The 20,556-nt window shown below is 41.2% G+C and carries 18 protein-coding genes; 17 read left to right on the top strand and 1 reads right to left on the bottom strand.

Annotation, left to right across the window (positions count from 1 at the left end; genetic code table 11):
• Positions 1–324 precede the first annotated feature (324 nt).
• From rpsL to ACXYSN_RS06005, 14 genes are all read left to right on the top strand, one after another.
• A complete protein-coding gene (gene rpsL, locus ACXYSN_RS06070; protein WP_001142332.1) occupies positions 325–738 on the top strand; it encodes a 30S ribosomal protein S12 in 414 nt (137 codons plus the stop codon).
• A 19-nt stretch (positions 739–757) separates the two neighbouring features.
• The gene (gene rpsG / locus ACXYSN_RS06065) at positions 758–1,228 is read left to right on the top strand and encodes a 30S ribosomal protein S7 (protein ID WP_000087873.1); all 471 of its coding nucleotides are present in this window, start codon (positions 758–760) and stop codon (positions 1,226–1,228) included.
• Positions 1,229–1,506: 278 nt separating this feature from the next.
• Positions 1,507–3,588: an elongation factor G gene (gene fusA, locus ACXYSN_RS06060; protein WP_006150857.1), complete on the top strand. Its 2,082-nt coding sequence runs from the start codon at positions 1,507–1,509 to the stop codon at positions 3,586–3,588.
• A gap of 114 nt (positions 3,589–3,702) precedes the next feature.
• Positions 3,703–8,097, top strand: a complete 4,395-nt coding sequence (locus tag ACXYSN_RS06055) for a PolC-type DNA polymerase III (protein ID WP_458636482.1) — start codon at positions 3,703–3,705, stop codon at positions 8,095–8,097.
• Positions 8,098–8,120: 23 nt separating this feature from the next.
• Complete coding sequence (locus ACXYSN_RS06050) at positions 8,121–8,273, top strand: hypothetical protein (protein ID WP_000776626.1); 153 nt, start codon at positions 8,121–8,123, stop codon at positions 8,271–8,273.
• Positions 8,274–8,294: 21 nt separating this feature from the next.
• Complete coding sequence (locus tag ACXYSN_RS06045; protein ID WP_458636481.1) at positions 8,295–9,536, top strand: aminopeptidase; 1,242 nt, start codon at positions 8,295–8,297, stop codon at positions 9,534–9,536.
• Between the two features lie 9 nt (positions 9,537–9,545).
• Positions 9,546–9,776, top strand: coding sequence for a GlsB/YeaQ/YmgE family stress response membrane protein (locus tag ACXYSN_RS06040; protein ID WP_254726728.1), 231 nt, complete (start codon positions 9,546–9,548; stop codon positions 9,774–9,776).
• 141 nt (positions 9,777–9,917) lie between these two features.
• Positions 9,918–10,826: a LysR family transcriptional regulator gene (locus ACXYSN_RS06035; RefSeq protein ID WP_254726727.1), complete on the top strand. Its 909-nt coding sequence runs from the start codon at positions 9,918–9,920 to the stop codon at positions 10,824–10,826.
• Between the two features lie 37 nt (positions 10,827–10,863).
• Positions 10,864–11,892 (top strand): tRNA preQ1(34) S-adenosylmethionine ribosyltransferase-isomerase QueA, encoded by a 1,029-nt coding sequence (queA, locus tag ACXYSN_RS06030; protein WP_458636617.1) that lies wholly within the window; start codon positions 10,864–10,866, stop codon positions 11,890–11,892.
• Positions 11,893–12,080: 188 nt separating this feature from the next.
• Complete coding sequence (locus ACXYSN_RS06025; RefSeq protein ID WP_458636480.1) at positions 12,081–12,644, top strand: ABC transporter substrate-binding protein; 564 nt, start codon at positions 12,081–12,083, stop codon at positions 12,642–12,644.
• A 74-nt stretch (positions 12,645–12,718) separates the two neighbouring features.
• Positions 12,719–13,273 (top strand): hypothetical protein, encoded by a 555-nt coding sequence (locus ACXYSN_RS06020; RefSeq protein ID WP_458636616.1) that lies wholly within the window; start codon positions 12,719–12,721, stop codon positions 13,271–13,273.
• Positions 13,274–13,337: 64 nt separating this feature from the next.
• Positions 13,338–14,237 carry a hypothetical protein gene (locus ACXYSN_RS06015; protein WP_458636479.1) on the top strand — a complete coding sequence of 300 codons (900 nt, stop codon included), beginning with the start codon at positions 13,338–13,340 and terminating at the stop codon, positions 14,235–14,237.
• Entirely contained in the window at positions 14,227–14,880 is a 654-nt protein-coding gene (locus ACXYSN_RS06010; RefSeq protein WP_458636478.1) for a hypothetical protein, read from the top strand. Before ACXYSN_RS06015 ends, ACXYSN_RS06010 begins: the two co-directional genes overlap by 11 nt.
• Positions 14,881–14,910: 30 nt before the next feature.
• Entirely contained in the window at positions 14,911–15,579 is a 669-nt protein-coding gene (locus tag ACXYSN_RS06005; protein ID WP_458636477.1) for a hypothetical protein, read from the top strand.
• Positions 15,580–15,638: 59 nt separating this feature from the next.
• Here ACXYSN_RS06005 and ACXYSN_RS06000 read toward each other — a convergent pair whose 3' ends face one another.
• Positions 15,639–16,172, bottom strand: coding sequence for a hypothetical protein (locus ACXYSN_RS06000; RefSeq protein ID WP_458636476.1), 534 nt, complete (start codon positions 16,170–16,172; stop codon positions 15,639–15,641).
• 244 nt (positions 16,173–16,416) lie between these two features.
• On the opposite strand from ACXYSN_RS06000, the gene ACXYSN_RS05995 reads away from it, so the two are divergent.
• The 3 genes from ACXYSN_RS05995 to ACXYSN_RS05985 all read left to right on the top strand — a co-directional run bounded on the left by ACXYSN_RS05995 (position 16,417) and on the right by ACXYSN_RS05985 (position 20,104).
• A complete protein-coding gene (locus tag ACXYSN_RS05995) occupies positions 16,417–17,070 on the top strand; it encodes a hypothetical protein (protein WP_458636475.1) in 654 nt (217 codons plus the stop codon).
• A 646-nt stretch (positions 17,071–17,716) separates the two neighbouring features.
• The gene (locus tag ACXYSN_RS05990) at positions 17,717–19,006 is read left to right on the top strand and encodes a DUF308 domain-containing protein (RefSeq protein WP_458636474.1); all 1,290 of its coding nucleotides are present in this window, start codon (positions 17,717–17,719) and stop codon (positions 19,004–19,006) included.
• Between the two features lie 9 nt (positions 19,007–19,015).
• Positions 19,016–20,104, top strand: a complete 1,089-nt coding sequence (locus ACXYSN_RS05985) for an AI-2E family transporter (protein WP_458634860.1) — start codon at positions 19,016–19,018, stop codon at positions 20,102–20,104.
• Positions 20,105–20,556 lie beyond the last annotated feature (452 nt).

Genomic DNA, 20,556 nt, shown 5'->3' with positions numbered 1-20,556 from the left:
CCTTTATCAAGTTGTAATAGAGATCTCTTACTTACAAATCTATTAAACACCATTTTCTAGACAATTACAAGGTGATTTGACTATATGGTCGGATACAGAGTCTATGTGGTTTGTAATAAAACAAAGATGAAGGAAGTCGAAAAATAAGAAGAAATGTATTGACAAAGATAGAAAAATCGTGGTACAATAATAGACGGTACTTTTTACTTTTGGTCTCTCAAAAGTGTACAGGGACGTGCTGACAAATGTTGCAAAAGTACACACAGATGATAGCTGTCACCAAGTGTATCATCACCAAAAATAAAAAAACACAGGAGAATGTAGATGCCTACAATTAACCAATTGGTTCGCAAACCGCGTAAATCAAAAGTAGAAAAATCTAAATCACCAGCTTTGAACGTTGGTTACAACAGTCATAAAAAAGTTCAAACAAACGTTTCTTCACCACAAAAACGTGGTGTTGCAACTCGTGTTGGAACAATGACACCTAAAAAACCTAACTCTGCCCTTCGTAAATTTGCTCGTGTACGTTTGAGCAACCTTATCGAAGTTACTGCCTACATCCCAGGTATCGGACACAACTTGCAAGAGCACAGCGTGGTACTTCTTCGCGGTGGACGTGTAAAAGACCTTCCAGGGGTACGTTACCATATCGTCCGTGGTGCACTTGATACTGCAGGTGTTAACGATCGTAAACAAGGCCGTTCTAAATACGGTACTAAACGTCCAAAAGCATAAGGAAAGGGGATAAAGAGAAATGAGTCGTAAAAATAGAGCTCCAAAACGTGACGTATTGCCAGATCCGCTTTACAATTCACAATTAGTTACTCGTCTTATCAACCGCGTTATGCTTGATGGTAAACGTGGTACAGCTGCTTCAATCGTTTACGGTGCTTTTGAGCAAATCAAAGAAGCTACTGGTAACGATGCACTTGAAGTATTTGAAACAGCTATGGAAAACATCATGCCTGTACTTGAAGTACGTGCACGTCGTGTTGGTGGATCAAACTACCAAGTCCCAGTTGAAGTTCGTCCAGAACGTCGTACAACACTTGGACTTCGTTGGTTGGTAACAATCGCTCGTCTTCGTGGTGAACACACAATGCAAGACCGTCTTGCAAAAGAAATCTTGGATGCTGCTAACAACACTGGTGCAGCAGTTAAGAAACGTGAAGACACTCACCGTATGGCTGAAGCTAACCGTGCCTTCGCACACTTCCGTTGGTAATAAAATGATACCAAGAGCGGTAAAGGCCCAAGGCAAAAATAGGAAACTGATGCAGTGTTCCGTGAACACAAAGCAGTTTATCTTTTTTGCACCGGGCCTCGCTCGGGTTCAAATCAGTTAACTCGAGCTTTTAGCTCAAGTTCAACTCAACTTATCTACAAGTTGGAACCAACAAAAAACAAGATAAACACTGAGAACGGGTAGGTCCTGCCTATCCGTTTTTATTAAATCGTGTTATAATAGAATAGAAATAAAAAATAATAGGAGAAACAAACCTCATGGCACGCGAATTTTCACTTGAAAAAACTCGTAATATCGGTATCATGGCTCACGTCGATGCTGGTAAAACAACTACAACTGAGCGTATCCTTTACTACACTGGTAAAATCCACAAAATCGGTGAAACTCACGAAGGTGCGTCACAAATGGACTGGATGGAGCAAGAGCAAGAACGTGGTATCACTATCACATCTGCTGCGACAACAGCTCAATGGAACAACCACCGCGTAAACATCATCGACACACCAGGACACGTGGACTTCACAATCGAAGTACAACGTTCTCTTCGTGTATTGGACGGTGCGGTTACAGTTCTTGACTCACAATCAGGTGTTGAGCCTCAAACTGAAACAGTTTGGCGTCAAGCAACTGAGTACGGAGTTCCACGTATCGTATTTGCCAACAAAATGGACAAAATCGGTGCTGACTTCCTTTACTCAGTAAGCACACTTCACGATCGTCTTCAAGCGAACGCACACCCAATTCAATTGCCAATCGGATCTGAAGATGACTTCCGTGGTATCATCGACTTGATCAAGATGAAAGCTGAAATCTATACTAACGACCTTGGTACAGATATCCTTGAAGAAGATATTCCAGCTGAATACCTTGACCAAGCTCAAGAATACCGTGAAAAATTGGTTGAAGCAGTTGCTGAAACTGACGAAGACTTGATGATGAAATACCTTGAAGGTGAAGAAATCACTAACGAAGAATTGAAAGCTGCTATCCGTAAAGCAACTATCAACGTTGAATTCTTCCCAGTATTGTGTGGTTCTGCCTTCAAGAACAAAGGTGTTCAATTGATGCTTGATGCGGTTATCGACTACCTTCCAAGCCCACTTGATATCCCAGCAATTAAAGGTATCAACCCAGATACAGATGAAGAAGAAACTCGTCCAGCATCTGACGAAGAGCCATTTGCAGCTCTTGCCTTCAAGATCATGACTGACCCATTCGTAGGTCGTTTGACATTCTTCCGTGTTTACTCAGGTGTTCTTCAATCAGGTTCTTACGTATTGAACACTTCTAAAGGTAAACGTGAACGTATCGGACGTATCCTTCAAATGCATGCTAACAGCCGTCAAGAAATCGACACTGTTTACTCAGGTGACATCGCTGCTGCCGTTGGTTTGAAAGATACTACAACTGGTGACTCATTGACAGATGAAAAAGCGAAAATCATCCTTGAGTCAATCAACGTTCCAGAACCAGTTATCCAATTGATGGTTGAGCCAAAATCTAAAGCAGACCAAGACAAGATGGGTATCGCCCTTCAAAAATTGGCTGAAGAAGATCCAACATTCCGCGTTGAAACAAACGTTGAAACTGGTGAAACAGTTATCTCTGGTATGGGTGAGCTTCACCTTGACGTCCTTGTTGACCGTATGCGTCGTGAATTCAAAGTTGAAGCGAATGTAGGTGCTCCTCAAGTATCTTACCGTGAAACATTCCGCGCTCCTACTCAAGCACGTGGATTCTTCAAACGTCAGTCTGGTGGTAAAGGTCAATTCGGTGATGTATGGATTGAATTTACTCCAAACGAAGAAGGTAAAGGATTCGAATTCGAAAACGCAATCGTCGGTGGTGTGGTTCCTCGTGAATTTATCCCAGCGGTTGAAAAAGGTTTAGTAGAATCTATGGCTAACGGTGTTCTTGCTGGTTACCCAATGGTTGACGTTAAAGCTAAGCTTTACGATGGTTCATACCACGATGTCGACTCATCTGAAACTGCCTTCAAGATCGCTGCATCTCTTGCACTTAAAGAAGCTGCTAAGACTGCACAACCAGCTATCCTTGAACCAATGATGCTTGTAACAATCACTGTTCCAGAAGAAAACCTTGGTGATGTTATGGGTCACGTAACTGCTCGTCGTGGACGTGTAGATGGTATGGAAGCACACGGTAACAGCCAAATCGTTCGTGCTTACGTTCCACTTGCTGAAATGTTCGGTTACGCAACAGTTCTTCGTTCTGCATCACAAGGACGTGGTACATTCATGATGGTATTCGACCACTACGAAGATGTACCTAAGTCAGTACAAGAAGAAATCATTAAGAAAAACAAAGGTGAAGATTAATTCACCGTCACACTAAAAAGAAGTCACTTTGTGGCTTCTTTTTCTGTTTGGTAGAAATAGCTAAAATTGCTTCAAATATGGTAAAATAGAAGGAGTATATTGTGAGGAAAATGGATGTCAACCACTTTTGAAATTTTAATGAATCAGTTGGGAATCCCCGCTGAGATAAGAAATCATGAAGCCTTCTCCCAGGCAGAAATTGAACAAGTTATTGTACACAAACAAAGTAAAATTTGGGAGTTTCGCTTTGTCTTTGAGAATATCCTGCCTTTTGAACTCTTTTTAGCGTTGAAGAAAGGTCTGAAAGAAGAGTTTTCAAAAACAGGAAATCAAGCAACCTTTGAGATAAAAACTCGCCATCAAGACTTTACAAAAGAGCTTCTACAAGCCTACTATCAAGAAGTTTTTTCAGGTGGACCTTGTGCTAGTCAGGGATTTCGTTCCATGTATCAAAACTGTCAGGTTCGAGTTGAGAATGATCAGTTGATTATTGAAGCTTCTGAAGCAGCAGATACAGAACATTTTAGAAAAAACCACCTACCAAATCTCAGTAAACAGCTGGAACTTTTTGGCTTTCCTAAATTCACTTGTGTTTTAGAGAAAAATGAAGATTTGACCAAGGAAGAGCAAGAAGCTTTCCATTTGGAAAATCAAATGATTGTTCAGGCTGCCAATGAAGAAACTCTTCGGACTATGGAACAGTTGGAACAGATGGCGCCACCACCTCCAGTAGAGGACAAGCCTGTCTTTGATTTTCAAGCTAAGAAGGCAGCTGCCAAGCCAAAACTAGACAAGGCAGAAATTACTCCAATGATTGAGGTCAATACTGAGGAGAACCGTTTGGTATTTGAAGGGGTTGTCTTTGATGTGGAGCATAAAGTGACTAGAACGGGTCGTGTCTTGATTAATTTTAAGATGACGGACTATACGTCTAGTTTCTCCATGCAAAAATGGGTCAAAAATGAAGAGGAAGCTCAGAAGTTTGACATGATCAAGAAAAACTCTTGGCTTCGTGTTCGTGGGAATGTTGAAATGAATAATTTCACGAGAGACTTGACCATGAATGTGCAAGATGTGCAGGAAGTTGTCCACTATGAGCGTAAGGATCTGATGCCAGAAGGTGAGCGTCGCGTTGAGTTTCATGCCCATACCAACATGTCGACTATGGATGCTCTTCCTGAGGTTGAGGAAATCGTTGGAACAGCAGCAAAATGGGGCCACAAAGCAGTGGCAATCACAGACCATGGAAATGTTCAGTCTTTCCCTCATGGATATAAGGCAGCCAAGAAAGCTGGTATTCAGCTCATTTATGGAATGGAAGCCAATATCGTAGAAGACCGTGTTCCTATCGTCTATAACGAAGTGGAGAAGGATCTTTCTGAAGCAACCTATGTAGTCTTTGACGTGGAAACGACAGGTCTATCAGCTATCTATAATGACTTGATTCAGGTGGCGGCTTCCAAGATGTATAAGGGCAATATCATTGCTGAGTTTGATGAATTTATCAATCCTGGGCACCCCTTATCAGCCTTTACAACTGAATTGACAGGGATTACTGATGATCATGTAAAAAACGCTAAACCCTTGATTCAAGTTCTGAAAGAATTCCAAGAATTCTGCAAAGATACAGTTCTTGTAGCCCATAATGCAAGCTTTGACGTTGGTTTTATGAATGCCAACTATGAGCGTCACGGTCTTCCAAAAATTACTCAACCTGTCATCGATACGCTAGAGTTCGCTAGAAATCTCTATCCAGAGTACAAGCGACATGGTTTGGGACCCTTGACCAAACGTTTTGGTGTAGCTCTAGAACACCACCATATGGCCAACTATGATGCGGAAGCAACTGGCCGTCTGCTCTTTATCTTTATCAAAGAAGTAGCAGAAAAACATGGTGTGACGGACTTAGCACGATTAAACCTTGATTTAATCAGTCCAGATTCATATAAAAAAGCTCGTGTCAAGCATGCGACCATCTATGTGAAAAATCAAGTGGGCTTAAAAAATATCTTTAAGCTGGTATCTCTCTCTAATACCCAGTATTTTGAAGGAGTTCCACGGATTCCACGTACGGTACTAGATGCCCATCGAGAAGGTTTGATCTTGGGCTCGGCTTGTACAGAAGGGGAAGTCTTTGATGCAGTCGTATCACAAGGTGTAGATGCGGCAGTCGAAGTAGCTAAATACTATGACTTTATCGAGGTCATGCCTCCGGCTATCTATGCACCTCTGATTGCCAAAGAGCAGGTTAAGGACATGGAGGAGCTTCAGACCATTATCAAGAGCTTGATTGAGGTCGGAGACCGTCTCGGTAAGCCAGTTCTTGCGACAGGAAACGTCCACTATATCGAACCTGAGGATGAGATTTATCGGGAGATCATCGTGCGAAGTCTCGGTCAGGGTGCCATGATTAACCGAACTATCGGCCATGGAGAAGCTGCCCAGCCTGCTCCGCTACCAAAGGCACACTTTAGAACAACTAATGAAATGTTGGATGAATTTGCTTTTCTAGGAGAAGGCTTGGCTCGCAAGATTGTCATTGAAAATACCAATGCCTTGGCAGAAATCTTTGAGCCTGTTGAGGTCGTTAAAGGCGACTTGTATACACCTTTCATTAACAAGGCCGAGGAAACGGTCGCCGAGTTGACCTATAAAAAAGCTTTTGAAATCTATGGAAATCCACTCCCTGATATCGTTGATTTACGGATTGAAAAGGAACTAACCTCTATCTTGGGGAATGGGTTCGCCGTGATTTATCTGGCTTCGCAAATGCTAGTGCAGCGCTCCAATGAACGAGGCTATTTGGTCGGTTCCCGTGGGTCTGTTGGATCCAGTTTCGTTGCGACCATGATTGGAATTACCGAGGTCAATCCTCTCTCTCCTCACTATGTCTGTGGTCAGTGTCAGTACAGTGAATTTATCACGGATGGTTCCTACGGTTCAGGTTTTGATATGCCAGATAAAGACTGTCCAAACTGTGGCCACAAGCTCAGCAAGAATGGACAGGATATTCCTTTCGAGACCTTCCTTGGTTTTGATGGGGATAAGGTACCTGATATCGATTTGAACTTCTCAGGGGAGGATCAGCCGAGTGCCCACTTGGATGTTCGTGATATCTTTGGGGAAGAATATGCCTTCCGTGCAGGAACGGTTGGTACGGTGGCTGCTAAAACAGCCTATGGATTTGTCAAGGGTTACGAGCGTGACTATGGCAAGTTCTACCGTGAAGCCGAAGTAGAGCGCCTAGCCCAAGGAGCTGCCGGTGTTAAACGGACGACTGGTCAGCACCCAGGGGGAATCGTTGTTATCCCAAACTATATGGATGTCTATGACTTTACTCCAGTGCAGTATCCTGCAGATGATGTGACTGCTGAATGGCAAACCACTCACTTTAACTTCCACGATATCGATGAGAACGTCCTCAAGCTCGATGTTCTTGGTCATGATGATCCGACCATGATTCGCAAGCTCCAGGACTTATCAGGCATTGATCCAAATGATATCCCTATGGATGATCCTGGTGTCATGGCCCTCTTCTCGGGTACAGATATCCTGGGAGTGACACCTGAACAAATCGGGACTTCAACTGGTATGCTTGGAATTCCAGAGTTTGGGACCAACTTTGTTCGCGGAATGGTGGATGAAACCCATCCGACGACCTTTGCCGAGTTGCTACAGCTTTCTGGATTGTCTCACGGTACCGACGTATGGTTGGGGAATGCCCAGGACTTGATTAAGGCTGGAATTGCGGACCTGTCAACCGTTATCGGATGTCGGGATGATATCATGGTTTACCTCATGCACGCTGGCCTAGATCCAAAGATGGCCTTTACCATCATGGAACGTGTACGTAAGGGAATGTGGCTCAAAATCTCTGAAGAAGAGCGTAACGGTTATATCGAAGCCATGAAGGCTAATAATGTCCCTGAATGGTATATCGAATCTTGTGGGAAAATCAAGTACATGTTCCCTAAAGCCCACGCGGCTGCCTACGTTATGATGGCCCTTCGTGTGGCCTACTTCAAGGTTCACCATCCGATTTATTATTACTGTGCTTACTTCTCCATCCGTGCCAAGGCCTTTGATATCAAGACCATGGGTGCAGGCTTGGATGCTATCAAACGCAAGATGCAAGAAATTGCTGAGAAGCGCAAGAATAATGAAGCTTCCAACGTAGAAATTGACCTCTATACAACGCTTGAAATCGTTAATGAGATGTGGGAACGTGGCTTCAAATTTGGCAAGTTGGACCTCTATCGCAGTGATGCGACTGAATTTATCATTGACGGAGACACCCTCATCCCACCATTTGTCGCTATGGATGGTCTAGGAGAGAACGTTGCCAAGCAATTGGTGCGAGCTCGTCAAGAAGGTGAGTTTCTCTCTAAAACAGAACTCCGCAAGCGTGGTGGACTCTCATCAACCTTGGTTGAAAAGATGGATGAAATGGGTATTCTCGGCAATATGCCAGAGGATAATCAGTTGAGTTTGTTTGATGATTTATTTTAGGGACTAGTAACGGGGGACATTTGATGAAACTCAGAATTTTTGCGGAAGACAAGCCGGCTGAGAAGGTGTTTGAGTATCAATTAGAGCTTGCTGATCAGACAATTCTTCTATCGACAGCACTCTTGTCTGGTGCTATTGCTTTAGCAGGATTATTTTCTGCTTTGAAAGAAAAATAAAAATAGAAAAGGGAAACACAAATGGTTTTACCAAATTTTAAAGAAAATCTAGAAAAATACGCTAAGCTTTTGGTTGCAAACGGAGTTAACGTGCAACCTGGTCACACTTTGGCTCTCTCTATCGATGTGGAGCAACACGAGTTGGCTCACTTAATCGTCAAAGAAGCCTATGCACTTGGAGCCCACGAAGTTATCGTTCAATGGGCTGACGACTTTGTAAACCGTGAGAAATTCCTTCACGCGCCGATGGAGCGTTTGGGCAATGTGCCTGAATACAAGATTGCTGAGATGAACTACCTCCTTGAAAACAAAGCAAGTCGTCTCGGTGTCCGTTCTTCTGACCCAGGTGCCTTGAACGGAGTGGACGCTGAAAAACTTTCTGCTTCTGCAAAAGCGATGGGAATCGCCATGAAGCCGATGCGTATCGCAACTCAATCTAACAAGGTTAGCTGGACAGTTGCTGCTGCAGCTGGACTCGAGTGGGCTAAGAAGGTCTTTCCAAATGCGGCGAGCGATGAAGAAGCAGTGGACCTCCTTTGGGACCAAATCTTCAAGACTTGCCGTATCTACGAAGAAGATCCAGTTAAGGCTTGGGAAGAACATGCAGCTATCTTGAAGAGCAAGGCGGAAATGCTGAACAAAGAACAATTCTCAGCCCTTCACTACACAGCGCCTGGAACTGATTTGACACTTGGCTTGCCTAAGAACCACGTTTGGGAATCAGCTGGTGCAGTTAATGCCCAAGGTGAAGGATTCTTGCCAAATATGCCAACAGAAGAAGTCTTTACAGCACCTGACTTCCGTCGTGCAGATGGTTATGTAACATCTACAAAACCACTTAGCTATAATGGAAACATCATCGAAGGTATCAAGGTAACCTTTGAAAATGGTCAAATCGTTGATATCACAGCTGAAAAGGGTGATCAAGTTATGAAGGACCTTGTCTTTAAGAATGCTGGTGCGCGTGCCTTGGGTGAATGTGCCTTGGTACCAGATCCAAGCCCAATTTCTCAGTCAGGTATTACCTTCTTTAATACTCTTTTTGATGAAAATGCTTCAAACCACTTGGCTATTGGTGCAGCCTATGCAACTAGCGTTGTTGGTGGAGCAGAGATGAGCGAAGAAGAACTTGAAGCTGCAGGGCTTAACCGTTCCGATGTTCACGTTGACTTTATGATTGGTTCTAACCAAATGGATATCGATGGTATCCGTGAGGATGGAACACGCGTTCCACTCTTCCGCAATGGAGATTGGGCAATTTAAGGAGAAGCTATGATTGGAAGTATGTTTGTCGGACTTTTAATCGGACTACTGGCAGGAGCTATCACCAATCGTGGAGAACATATGGGATGCTTCGGGAAAATGTTTCTTGGCTGGATTGGTGCCTTTTTAGGACAATTACTCTTTGGTGCTTGGGGACCAAGCCTAAACGGTACAGCCATTATCCCATCAGTTCTCGGTGCCATGATTTTGTTAGCCATCTTCTGGAAAAGAGGAAGCTAAGTTTCGATTTAAAAGCTTGTTTAACAATAAAGATAAAAAGAGGTTGGAAGAGTTCCAACCTCTTTTAACATTTACAGAGGATAATGGGACTTGCAGTGACTGGTTCTTTTTATATTGCGTCAAGTATGGTACAATAAAAGCATGAGAATTCAACAATTACACTATATTATCAAAATTGTAGAGACTGGTTCCATGAATGAGGCTGCCAAACAACTCTTCATTACGCAACCGAGTCTATCAAATGCAGTTCGTGACCTAGAAAATGAGATGGGAATTGAGATTTTTATCCGAAATCCTAAGGGAATTACCCTCACACGTGATGGGATGGAGTTTTTGTCCTATGCCCGTCAGGTTGTCGAACAAACCCAACTCCTAGAAGAACGCTATAAAAATCCCATTGCACATCGCGAGCTTTTTAGTGTGTCTTCGCAACACTATGCCTTCGTAGTTAATGCCTTTGTTTCCTTGCTCAAGAAGAGCGATATGGAAAAGTACGAGCTTTTTTTGCGTGAAACCAGAACCTGGGAAATCATTGACGACGTCAAGAACTTCCGCAGTGAAGTCGGAGTCCTCTTTTTAAATAGCTATAACCGGGACGTACTTTCGAAGATGTTGGATGACAACCATCTCGTTGCCCACCATCTCTTTACAGCCCAACCCCATATCTTTGTCAGCAAGTCCAACCCTCTTGCCAAAAGAGACAAGGTGCAGTTGGCAGATCTAGAAGACTTCCCATATTTGAGCTATGACCAAGGGACCCATAATTCCTTCTACTTCTCAGAAGAAATCTTGTCACAGGAACACCACAAGAAATCCATCGTTGTTAGTGACCGTGCAACCTTGTTCAATCTCTTGATTGGTTTGGATGGCTATACCATCGCGACTGGTATCCTCAATAGTAATCTTAATGGGGACAATATCGTTTCGATTCCACTTGATATTGATGATCCGATTGAGTTGGTTTATATCCAGCATGAAAAGACTAGCTTGTCTAAGATGGGTGAGCGTTTCATCGAGTACCTACTTGAAGAAGTTCGCTTTGACAGCTAATGAATTCTATTAGAAAAGAAAAGGAAAAATGACACCAATGAATACCAATGATTTTGATTTCCACTTGCCAGAGGAATTGATTGCACAAACACCTCTGGAAAAGCGCGATGCCTCTAAACTCTTGATGGTCAATCGCAAAACAGGGGAATTTCAAGATCGCCATTTTCACTCTATTATTGAAATGCTAGAGCCAGGGGATGCCCTGGTTATGAATGATACCCGCGTTTTGCCAGCTCGACTTCATGGCCAAAAGGAAGAAACAGGGGGTCACGTTGAACTCTTACTTTTGAAAAATATAGCAGGAGACGAATGGGAAGTCTTGGCAAAGCCAGCTAAGCGTCTCAAGGTTGGTACCCGTGTTGTCTTTGGGGATGGTCGCCTAAGCGCAGTCGTTACCGAGGAATTAACCCATGGTGGCCGTATTGTTCGCTTTGAGTATGAGGGGATTTTCCTAGAAGTGCTTGAAAGCCTGGGAGAAATGCCTTTGCCTCCTTATATCCACGAAAAGTTGGATGACCGTGAACGTTACCAGACCGTCTATGCCAAGGAGAGTGGCTCAGCTGCAGCACCAACTGCTGGTCTGCATTTTACAAAAGAACTACTAGAAGAGATCCAGCAAAAAGGAGTTCACCTAGTCTACTTGACCTTGCACGTTGGTCTTGGAACCTTTAGACCTGTTTCAGTCGATAATCTAGATGAACATGAGATGCACTCTGAGTTTTACCAATTGTCTGAGGAAGCCGCAGCGACCTTGCGTCAGGTCAAGGAAAATGGTGGTCGCGTGATTGCTGTGGGAACTACCTCTATCCGTACGCTCGAAACCATCGGAAGCAAGTTTGACGGGCAAATTCAAGCCGATTCTGGCTGGACCAATATCTTTATCAAGCCAGGCTATGACTGGAAAGTGGTGGATGCTTTTTCTACTAATTTCCACCTACCGAAGTCTACCTTGGTCATGCTTGTCTCAGCTTTTGCAGGCCGTGAATTGGTCCTCCAAGCCTACCAGCATGCTATCGATCAAAAATACCGTTTCTTTAGCTTTGGCGATGCCATGTTTATCTACTAAAAAACGAGCAAATCAAAACTAGAAATAAAAGGGCTAATTCCTGATTGGATTAGCCTTTTTTTTTGATATCAGATAGCTATTGAATTAAAGCCGAATAAATGATACACTGAAGACTACGAGATAGCCGTCAAATATATGCAAAATCTGACGAGCTACTTTTATCTGTGTCTATTTCAAAGGAGATTTTTATGAAAAACAAAACATTGCGCTATACGAGCCTATCAGTCCTAACCTTATTGGCTGCCTTGACTTTGTCTGCCTGTGGTGGAAAGACTAACAAGAACACTTCAGCTTCAAACCAAAAGGAAACAACAAGCAAGGTGACTACAGAGTCCGCAAGTAAAACTGAAGCAAGCCAAAAAGAGGAGCAGAAGTCAGAAACAAATAGTGCGACAGAAGCTACAAGTACTCAAGCAGAACAAAAGGAAGATAAGCAAAAATCACTAGAGGCTTACGCTAAATTTGTAGGAACTTGGGAAAACTACGCGGGAACAACTGCAACAGTCACAGCAGATGGAATTGTAACAATCCAAAGTGCAAATGGAACCTTTAAATACGAGATGGGTCAAGTAGAGGAAAAAGATGGCTACTACTCAACAGGTATTCATCTTGTCGGTGGTGGACAAGGGGCACGACTGATCTTTACCCCAGCCGGAGTCCAAAACGAAGTGACAGGTACAGACGGTAGCCAAGATGTCTTGTCTATCGGTCAATCTGTAAGCGACAAAGATAACCAGTTTTACCGTAACTAAGAACATCAATCAGAAGTAAGGGTGGTGAAATGTCCTTGCTTTCTAACCAATTTAAAAAGGAGTATAAAATGAGTATGACTTTTGTTGTTTTCTTTATCATCTTTATGTTACTAATCTTTGTTTTTGTAGCAGGGATTGTTTATTGGGCTATTAGCCACGCCAATAAAAACAACAAAGAATACCAAGCCTTTGCAACTGCGCACGGCTATCAATTTGACCAAGCTCAAGGTAGAGACAACTATAGGGATTACTCAAGCAGAACGATATCTAGTACGCTTACTATAACTCCTACCCAAAGTCCCTATGTAGAAAAATATGCTAATTTTAGCTATTTTCCTTTTGGGTGTGGTCATGAGAGAAAAGTTGCCTATGTCATCTCTGGTAACTACAAGGGTAAACAATTCCGGGCTTTCACTTATCATTTTAGAGGCAATACAATTGAGGGGACAGGAACAGGTGGTGTCTTTAATGTTGTCATGATTGAATGCCCAGATACACCAAAAGGTCAGCTTTCAGAGCAAGTTTTTTACGAAAATGGATTTCTTTGCGAATACCAACATGGAAACCTAAACGTGGAAACCATTCATGATCGAGTGAATCAACTAGGAAACATTGCTCAATGTTTATAATTCTCATTCTATACCTCTATTGGGAGATAAATCTGTCAATTGTGTCATAAAAGTGGAGGAGTCAATGAAGAAAAAATCTATTTTTCAGGCAAGTTTTGAAGAGAGTTTAAACCTTGAAGATGATGGTTTTAGAAAGTTACAACAAGAGCAACATGATAAGACTGCGAAATTTTTTAAGAATGGCCATGCTTCCCTTTGGTTTCGCATTCGAAGTTTAATTTTAAGCCTTATTTTTCCTGTCGGCTTTAACTTTATCTTGCTGGCTATCTCTATGCAACTGCATGAAAGTGCTACCTTGACCCTCCCAATAGCTCAGCACGAGTCTTTAACAGTAGATGTTTTTCTGATTTTACTTATTATCTGGCTATCCTTGGTTGTGATTGGGAAATTTATTAAGCGAACCTATTTATTACCGTATCGTTATCAGTTTCATGCTTTTACATTTATGATTTGGTTCTTATTGGAAATGGATCTAATCTTTTTAGACTTTCTATTAGCAAATTTGGCCTCTTGGGAAATTATTGGGATAGTTGCTATCATTGTGATGATGATTTACTGGATGTTAAATATTGAGCTAGTGGGGTTAAAGGAACTCATGTATGGTGAGGTATTGAAAGAAACATCTCGTAATAAGATTGCAAAAATGATTGCTCTCTATGGTATGGGGATTTTAGGAGTAGCTATGATCGTAAAGCATCTTCTGGGATTTTTTGCAATAGATATTTCGAACTCAATAAAAGGGTTTGGATTTCTACTGTTATGGCTTTTTTGTAACCTTGTATTGTTCGCCATCGTTATTTTTATCGGTTTTCCTTATTTCCTCCATGCCTATTATAAATGGAAATACCCCGAAGAATACCGTGAGTGGGAGGGCCAGTCTCTTGCAGAATGGTATGGAAAGGCCTACTTGAAGAAGCATCCAGAGCTCTTGGGATTAGAGGAGAAAGACAAGCATGTTTTTTAGGAAAGTGATTTATATAGGAGAGAGCGAAGGCCAGGCTATTTATGTTCATATCGACGAGCCACGAAATCCCCTGTCAGCTCCTAAGAGTAAACTCTTAAATACAGACGCAGCGCGTGGAAATCGAAAACACATCATCTTGTCGATTTGTGCTCTTTTGGCGTTTAGTAGCATCATGCAGCTTTTTCCAGCAACGCGCTTTTTTACGGGTGTCTATAGCTATGAAACTCTGATGTATTTTCTGCTAATTTGGTTGCTGGAAATAATTTTACTATTGGTCATCGTGGAGCGAGCTCTTTATAAGAATGTTGCCTTAGCTCAACCTACTAGCAAGGACAATTTCAGAAAAGCAGTTAATAGTAATCTCTTTTGGAATAATTTTTCAGATAAGAAGGTCACACCTGGCAAGAAGTTATTCGCTTGGTTTTTCACAGTCTTTATGGTAGTAATAGGCTTGGTTGGCCCGATTTCTGTCCTTTCCATGCTTGTTTTGAAGATGATGGGAACACCAATCGGCAGTGAGCTATTCCCTTTAAGCCTGATGGGGATTTTGCCGGCTGTCGCAGCTCTATTGCTGTGGCAAAATAATATGATTCGATGGCTGAAGGCAGTTGAACGGTACAGAAATAGTCGAGTTAAGAAGTAAATATAACAAAAGAAATAGAAAGAGGTCAATATGTTTTTTCTTAGACGCCGTCATGTCTTTATCGGCGAATGTGATGGTCAAGCGGTCTATTATGACCAAAAGACGAGGGAAGCTTTAGCTGCTCCCAAGAGTGTCCTACTCAATACTGAAGGAGCTCGTAAGACCAACGCCTATATTCCTGAATTGGTGATTTTCTTCATGGCCGGTGGAACGGGTGGCTTTGGCTTCCTTGCGGCTATGAGTATCGGGGTCTATAACTGGACCAGTTTGACTTTTATCCTATTGTTTTGGTTGGCTGAGTTTTTGTTTATGGTTGCTTTACTCGAACGAGCTCTATATAAAAATGTACGCAAGGCCCAGCTAACGACAGAAAAGGTTTTTTACTATGCGGCTTCTCATAACCTGATGGTGGGGGAAGAAAACTTTGATCCGGCTAAGCTGTCGACTAAAATCTACCGAATCGTTCGTTTTCTAATAGTTGCCACTAATATCTATTTGCTATATATTTTTTATAATTACACTCAAAAGTTTGGTCAGGAGATTGAACTTGGTTATGAATTCTGGGTAGCTGGATTAGTAATCTTTGCACTCGTGTTAGTGTACAACCAAAACAATCCAGTTCGCTTTGTGAAGATTATGAGATTATATAGCCAAGGAAAAGTGCGATTTAAGAAAGAACAGGATGAAAGCGTAGCGTAGCATATGCTAAATCGCTAATAACACAAAAAAGCCCTACATCAGGGCTTTTTTATTACTTGCTAATATAAGAAATCAATTCCGTAGTTTTCTTTTAGATAGGTCGCCAACTCGGCTTTTTCTTCTTCTCTGAATCGACAGAGGCTAAGGGCGAGACGTAATTTCAGAACACTTGTATCGATGATGACGTTTGACTTAGAAATATCTTCTAGCTGGGTCACTTCTCTCAAATCGAAGTCTAAATAGTAAGCCTTGCTGTTGATATGGTCAGGGTCACTGACATCCACTTCAACATACGATGCTCGCAACAATTCTTCTTTAGGGATGAAGATTTCCTTGGAAAAGAAGAGCCCGGGATAGACATAAATGCCTTCAAAGGTGAATTCAAAGGAGAGCCTGCGACTAGTCAGTCTTTTGATGCCTGCAATCGTTGAATAGATAGCAGCGAAAAAGAGGATGGTTGGGACTACAGTAAGAAGACTAAGCTGGGAAAAGTCGATCAATCCATGTGCGAGAAAAAAAGAAAATTGAAAGAATACACCCACCGCAAAGACTAGATAGCCGACACCGACAAATTTTGAATAATAGATTTTCATAGAAACCTCCAGATATAGAATTGAACTCGCCAACGCTTTTTCAGTAGAAGTCATATAGGTAGTGGAGAGTAAAAATTCTAGGTATTCCCATCATATCCTATGGAGCGAAGTTCTGTCAACCTTTTAGCAATTTGCAACCTTAGCTATCCTATGACCTAGCAAGTTGGTTTGTGGTATACTAGTATTAAAATATCATTCAGACCAGATAAGTAGGTATATTTTTCATAAATAGAAAGAGGCTAATATGTTTTTTCTTAGACGTCGTGTTTTTATCGGCGAATGTGATGGACAGGCGGTCTATTATGACCAAAAGACAGGAGAGGCTTTAGCTGCTCCAAAGAGTAGGTTGCTCAATACTGAAAAAGCTGGTGACACGAATGCCTTTATTCCTGACTTGGTAATTCTCTTACTAGCAGGTGGACCCGCAGTTTCGGGCTTCTTTTCACTCAAGTTTGTTGGTGTCTACAACTGGTTCAGTCTAGCTTGTATTCTTCTCTTTTGGTTGATGCAGTTTTTCTCGTTGGTTGCTTTACTTGAACGAGCTCTCTATAAAAATGTTCGCAAGGCCCAGCCAACGACAGAGAAAGTCTTTTTCTTTGCAGCATCTCATAATTTGTTTGTGAAAAACCAGTTTGATCCCAGACAACTAGGCACTCTAGTTTTTCGATTTGCTCGCATTATAGTAAATATAGTGTCTATCTATTACTTCTTGTATTTCTTGACTCTTCCTCTAAAATTTGGCCAACCGATTGATGAAGGATATGGTTTGTGGTTAGCTGGCTTGTTATTCTTTTCAGTATTTCTTTTGTATAACCAAAACAATCCAGTTCGCTTTGTGAAGATTATGAGATTATACAGTCAGGGAAAAGTACGATTTAAGGAAGAAGTGGAACATTGAGAAACTATCTTGGGATTCTGCTAAATATCTAGAGAAAATCTTTTAGAAAAACAAAAAAGCCTTGTAAATCAAGGCTTTTTCCTGTTGTTTAGATGCCCCCTGCAGGCTCTTTGAAAGAAACTTAGAAAAATCTAAAATGAAATTATTTCAAAATGGGGTAAAAGCAAAATTTCCCTCCCTACTTTCTCAATTATTCCTAATTTTAGTTCCAAAAAGCTTCAATTCATAATCTAATTATAATATGGGTAATGGGTACTATCTTATTACATTCAGATTTTTGTTCTCTTCAAAGAGTTATGTAGGCTTTATGGTTTTAAATAGGTAAAAAGTTGAATTATAGTGAGTATTGTGTCACAATAGGTAATATATAAATAATTAATGGAATGGATATAATTCTTTCCTACCTTTACAAGAAGGATTGGTTGCACCTTTTTTATCTAGCAATTATGGTTAGCTTTCAAGTTTAGCTAGTTTTTAAAAGCTCTGATTTCGACTCAATAAAACAAATTTCAGAAGTGCAAAAGACAAGATGGTGACATTGCTACAGTCAGTCGCCATGTCTTGCTGGCACAGGCTGTTTGTGCCGTCAGCTATTTACCAGTCAATTTGATCAAAGGGCTTAATTATTATTTTTGAAAGGTCTTTTATGGAAAAAATTCTTTCTTTAGGTCTGACAGGTAAGAAATTACTTGTTCAGGGTTTCTTGTTTGTTCTGCTAGGTCTTATCTTGATGGTCACGGGAACTTGGTTGCCAGTGACGGTTATTCGACTGGTTCTGTTTTTAGCTTGGATAGCAACGGTCTTAGATTTAGTATTACGTATTTTCAAAAAAAGTCAGTCAACGGACACCTTGGGAGTTGCACTGGTTAAATTGTTAGTGATGGGATATTTGCTAGGCTCGAATCTTGCTACTGATGTGCCAATTTATATTTTGGCTCTTGTGATTGGAATTTATCAGATTTTTCATGCTAGTATCAACCTTGTCACCTATGTTCTCTACCGCAAAAACAAAATTCGACCTCGTTTTCGTTTCTTACTAGATGGTCTCGTACTAGTTTTTCTTGGTGGGACTAGTCTTTTGTCCTCTACGGGAAATTCTGTCTTTCAACTCTTTGTTTTAGGGGCTTATTTTTGCCTTTATGGTGTGTCCAATATCCGTGACGGTTTCTTATTTGAAAAGGAAATTGGGAAAAACCATCTCAAACGTCGTGTCAGAATGAGCTTACCTATTGCCCTAGCCGCTCTCATCCCTGCAAGTACTTTAGCAAAAATCAACAAATTCATGCAGGAAAATGCTGATGAGAGAGAGGATATCCATCTTGGAATGGTGAAGTCTGGTAAGACAGCGGAGCTTGAAATTTTTATTCATACAGCTGAGACCTCTCTGTTTTCGGCAATTGGTCATGTGGATATCTGCTATCAAGGCCGTGTTATTTCTTATGGCAACTATGATCCGTCTTCTGAGACCTTATTTGGCATGGTAGGAGATGGTGTCTTATATTTCTGTGATCGTGACAAGTACATTGACCTATGTAAACGGGAGAGTCAAAAAACGCTATTTGGTTACGGAATAGATTTGACACCGGAAATGGAAGAAGCGGTTCAGGAAAAATTAGCTGAATTGAAACAACTGACGATTCCATGGGAGCCAAGCGCAGATAAAATTAAAACGGAAGATGGTAAGGAAGACTACACCTACGCTTATAAAATCAGACATGAGACGGATGGGGAACTTTATAAATTTATCAAATCTAAGTTTAAATCCTACTTTGTCTTGTCCACAAACTGTGTGCTCTTGGCTGATACCATAGTCGGTCAAGCTGGAACAGATATCCTCTCACCAAAAGGATTTATCGCACCAGGAACTTATCAAGCCTACCTTGACCGAGAGTTTGAAAAACCAAATAGTATAGTCGTATCTAAACATGTTTATTAAGGAGAATTTATGAAGTTAGTTAGAAAATACACCCCGTTAATCCTTTTTATAGGGCTGGTTGCTCTTGTGATTCTGAATGCGTCGAGCTTTATATCAGGAGCAATCTCTTTCTTTGACGTGACTTCAACCTTGATTTATGGCGCTGTTATTGCTTTTGTGCTCAATGTCCCCATGAAAAAAATTGAACAATTGCTAGTCAAAATGAAGGTAAAGGCAGAGTTGCGTCGTCCGATTGCCATGGTACTTGTTTTCCTAGCTCTTATCTTAATCGTGATAGGTCTTTTGGTTTTGGTGCTACCAACCCTAGCTCAGACTATTAGTCAGCTGGGAACAGTCCTTTCAACAGTCCTGACTCAACTTGGGAAATTGCTAGACGGCTCGGAATTTGTAACCAAAGACATGTTGTCAACTATCGTATCAGGCATACAGGGACAGTCTAGTTCTATTAGCCAAGCTTTGATAGGTTTTTTATCAGGTCTGACTAGTAATATCGGCAATATTTTTTCAAGTTTGATGAATGCCTTTTTGATTATAGTCTTCACCTTTTCATTTTTATCCAGTAAGGAACATTTGGCAGCGATGACGAGTCGACTTCTAAAAGTTTTTCTTCCAGAGAAGGTGGTGATAAAGTTGACTTACATTGGACAAGTAGCACTAGAGACTTATGACCAATTTTTGATGAGTCAGCTGATTGAAGCAGTTATCATAGGAGTTATGATAGCGGTTGGTTACAGCGTGTTTGGGATACCCTATGGAGTAATGACAGGTATCTTTGCAGGAGTGCTATCGTTCATTCCTTATGTAGGGCCTATGATTGCTTGTGTTGTGGGAGCGATTTTTATCTTCACAGTCAGTCCTACTCAAGCCTTACTTTCTCTTCTTCTATATCAAGTTATACAGCTGATTGAAGGAAACCTTATTTATCCTAGAGTTGTAGGTCAGTCTATTGGTTTGCCAGCTATTTTCACGCTTGCGGCTGCTAGTATTGGAGGCAATCTCTTTGGCTTACTTGGGATGATATTCTTTACACCGATATCTGCTGTTATCTATCGATTGGTTAAGGAATTTGTCGTTGCAAAGGAAAATCAGGTAGATTGAGAAAGACTGAATTTAATAAGATATACTAAGAAGAGAGTGAAAGATTCTCTTCTCTTTTATTTCTAAATGACTTGCTCTTGTTCTGTTGCGAAAATTTATGAATTCATAATAGCCCATTTTAATCTCTATGCGGATTGGCCATGTAATATGGGCACAAATTAGTATAGTTTAGTTAATTATAGACTAGCTCTGTACTGTAAAAAACAGTTGGTCTTATCAAATATTGCTAGCAATTGATTGAGAATAAATGATAAGTTTGATAAGGTTGGAAAACCTTTATAATGATTTGCTACAAAAAGTTATTTGACATCAAAAAAGCCTTGATTTCAAGGCTTTTTCCTGTTGATTTAGATGCCCCCTGCATGGATTTGTAAGAACTTTTCATATTGAAAATAAACAAAAATGTTGAAATATAGCTGATTTTAGGGAAATACTTTTAGGTATTTTCAATG

Source organism: Streptococcus sp. V869, assembly GCF_054353515.1.
Note: the sequence above shows the minus strand (reverse complement) of the source record. Positions and strands in the feature narration are given on the sequence as shown.

What these genes read in the sequence shown, in the direction of transcription:
- rpsL (WP_001142332.1), top strand. Translation starts at nt 325, where the DNA reads ATGCCTACAATTAACCAATTGGTTCGCAAACCGCGTAAATCAAAAGTA.
- rpsG (WP_000087873.1), top strand. Translation starts at nt 758, where the DNA reads ATGAGTCGTAAAAATAGAGCTCCAAAACGTGACGTATTGCCAGATCCG.
- fusA (WP_006150857.1), top strand. Translation starts at nt 1,507, where the DNA reads ATGGCACGCGAATTTTCACTTGAAAAAACTCGTAATATCGGTATCATG.
- ACXYSN_RS06055 (WP_458636482.1), top strand. Translation starts at nt 3,703, where the DNA reads ATGTCAACCACTTTTGAAATTTTAATGAATCAGTTGGGAATCCCCGCT.
- ACXYSN_RS06050 (WP_000776626.1), top strand. Translation starts at nt 8,121, where the DNA reads ATGAAACTCAGAATTTTTGCGGAAGACAAGCCGGCTGAGAAGGTGTTT.
- ACXYSN_RS06045 (WP_458636481.1), top strand. Translation starts at nt 8,295, where the DNA reads ATGGTTTTACCAAATTTTAAAGAAAATCTAGAAAAATACGCTAAGCTT.
- ACXYSN_RS06040 (WP_254726728.1), top strand. Translation starts at nt 9,546, where the DNA reads ATGATTGGAAGTATGTTTGTCGGACTTTTAATCGGACTACTGGCAGGA.
- ACXYSN_RS06035 (WP_254726727.1), top strand. Translation starts at nt 9,918, where the DNA reads ATGAGAATTCAACAATTACACTATATTATCAAAATTGTAGAGACTGGT.
- queA (WP_458636617.1), top strand. Translation starts at nt 10,864, where the DNA reads ATGAATACCAATGATTTTGATTTCCACTTGCCAGAGGAATTGATTGCA.
- ACXYSN_RS06025 (WP_458636480.1), top strand. Translation starts at nt 12,081, where the DNA reads ATGAAAAACAAAACATTGCGCTATACGAGCCTATCAGTCCTAACCTTA.
- ACXYSN_RS06020 (WP_458636616.1), top strand. Translation starts at nt 12,719, where the DNA reads ATGACTTTTGTTGTTTTCTTTATCATCTTTATGTTACTAATCTTTGTT.
- ACXYSN_RS06015 (WP_458636479.1), top strand. Translation starts at nt 13,338, where the DNA reads ATGAAGAAAAAATCTATTTTTCAGGCAAGTTTTGAAGAGAGTTTAAAC.
- ACXYSN_RS06010 (WP_458636478.1), top strand. Translation starts at nt 14,227, where the DNA reads ATGTTTTTTAGGAAAGTGATTTATATAGGAGAGAGCGAAGGCCAGGCT.
- ACXYSN_RS06005 (WP_458636477.1), top strand. Translation starts at nt 14,911, where the DNA reads ATGTTTTTTCTTAGACGCCGTCATGTCTTTATCGGCGAATGTGATGGT.
- ACXYSN_RS06000 (WP_458636476.1), bottom strand. Translation starts at nt 16,172, where the DNA reads ATGAAAATCTATTATTCAAAATTTGTCGGTGTCGGCTATCTAGTCTTT.
- ACXYSN_RS05995 (WP_458636475.1), top strand. Translation starts at nt 16,417, where the DNA reads ATGTTTTTTCTTAGACGTCGTGTTTTTATCGGCGAATGTGATGGACAG.
- ACXYSN_RS05990 (WP_458636474.1), top strand. Translation starts at nt 17,717, where the DNA reads ATGGAAAAAATTCTTTCTTTAGGTCTGACAGGTAAGAAATTACTTGTT.
- ACXYSN_RS05985 (WP_458634860.1), top strand. Translation starts at nt 19,016, where the DNA reads ATGAAGTTAGTTAGAAAATACACCCCGTTAATCCTTTTTATAGGGCTG.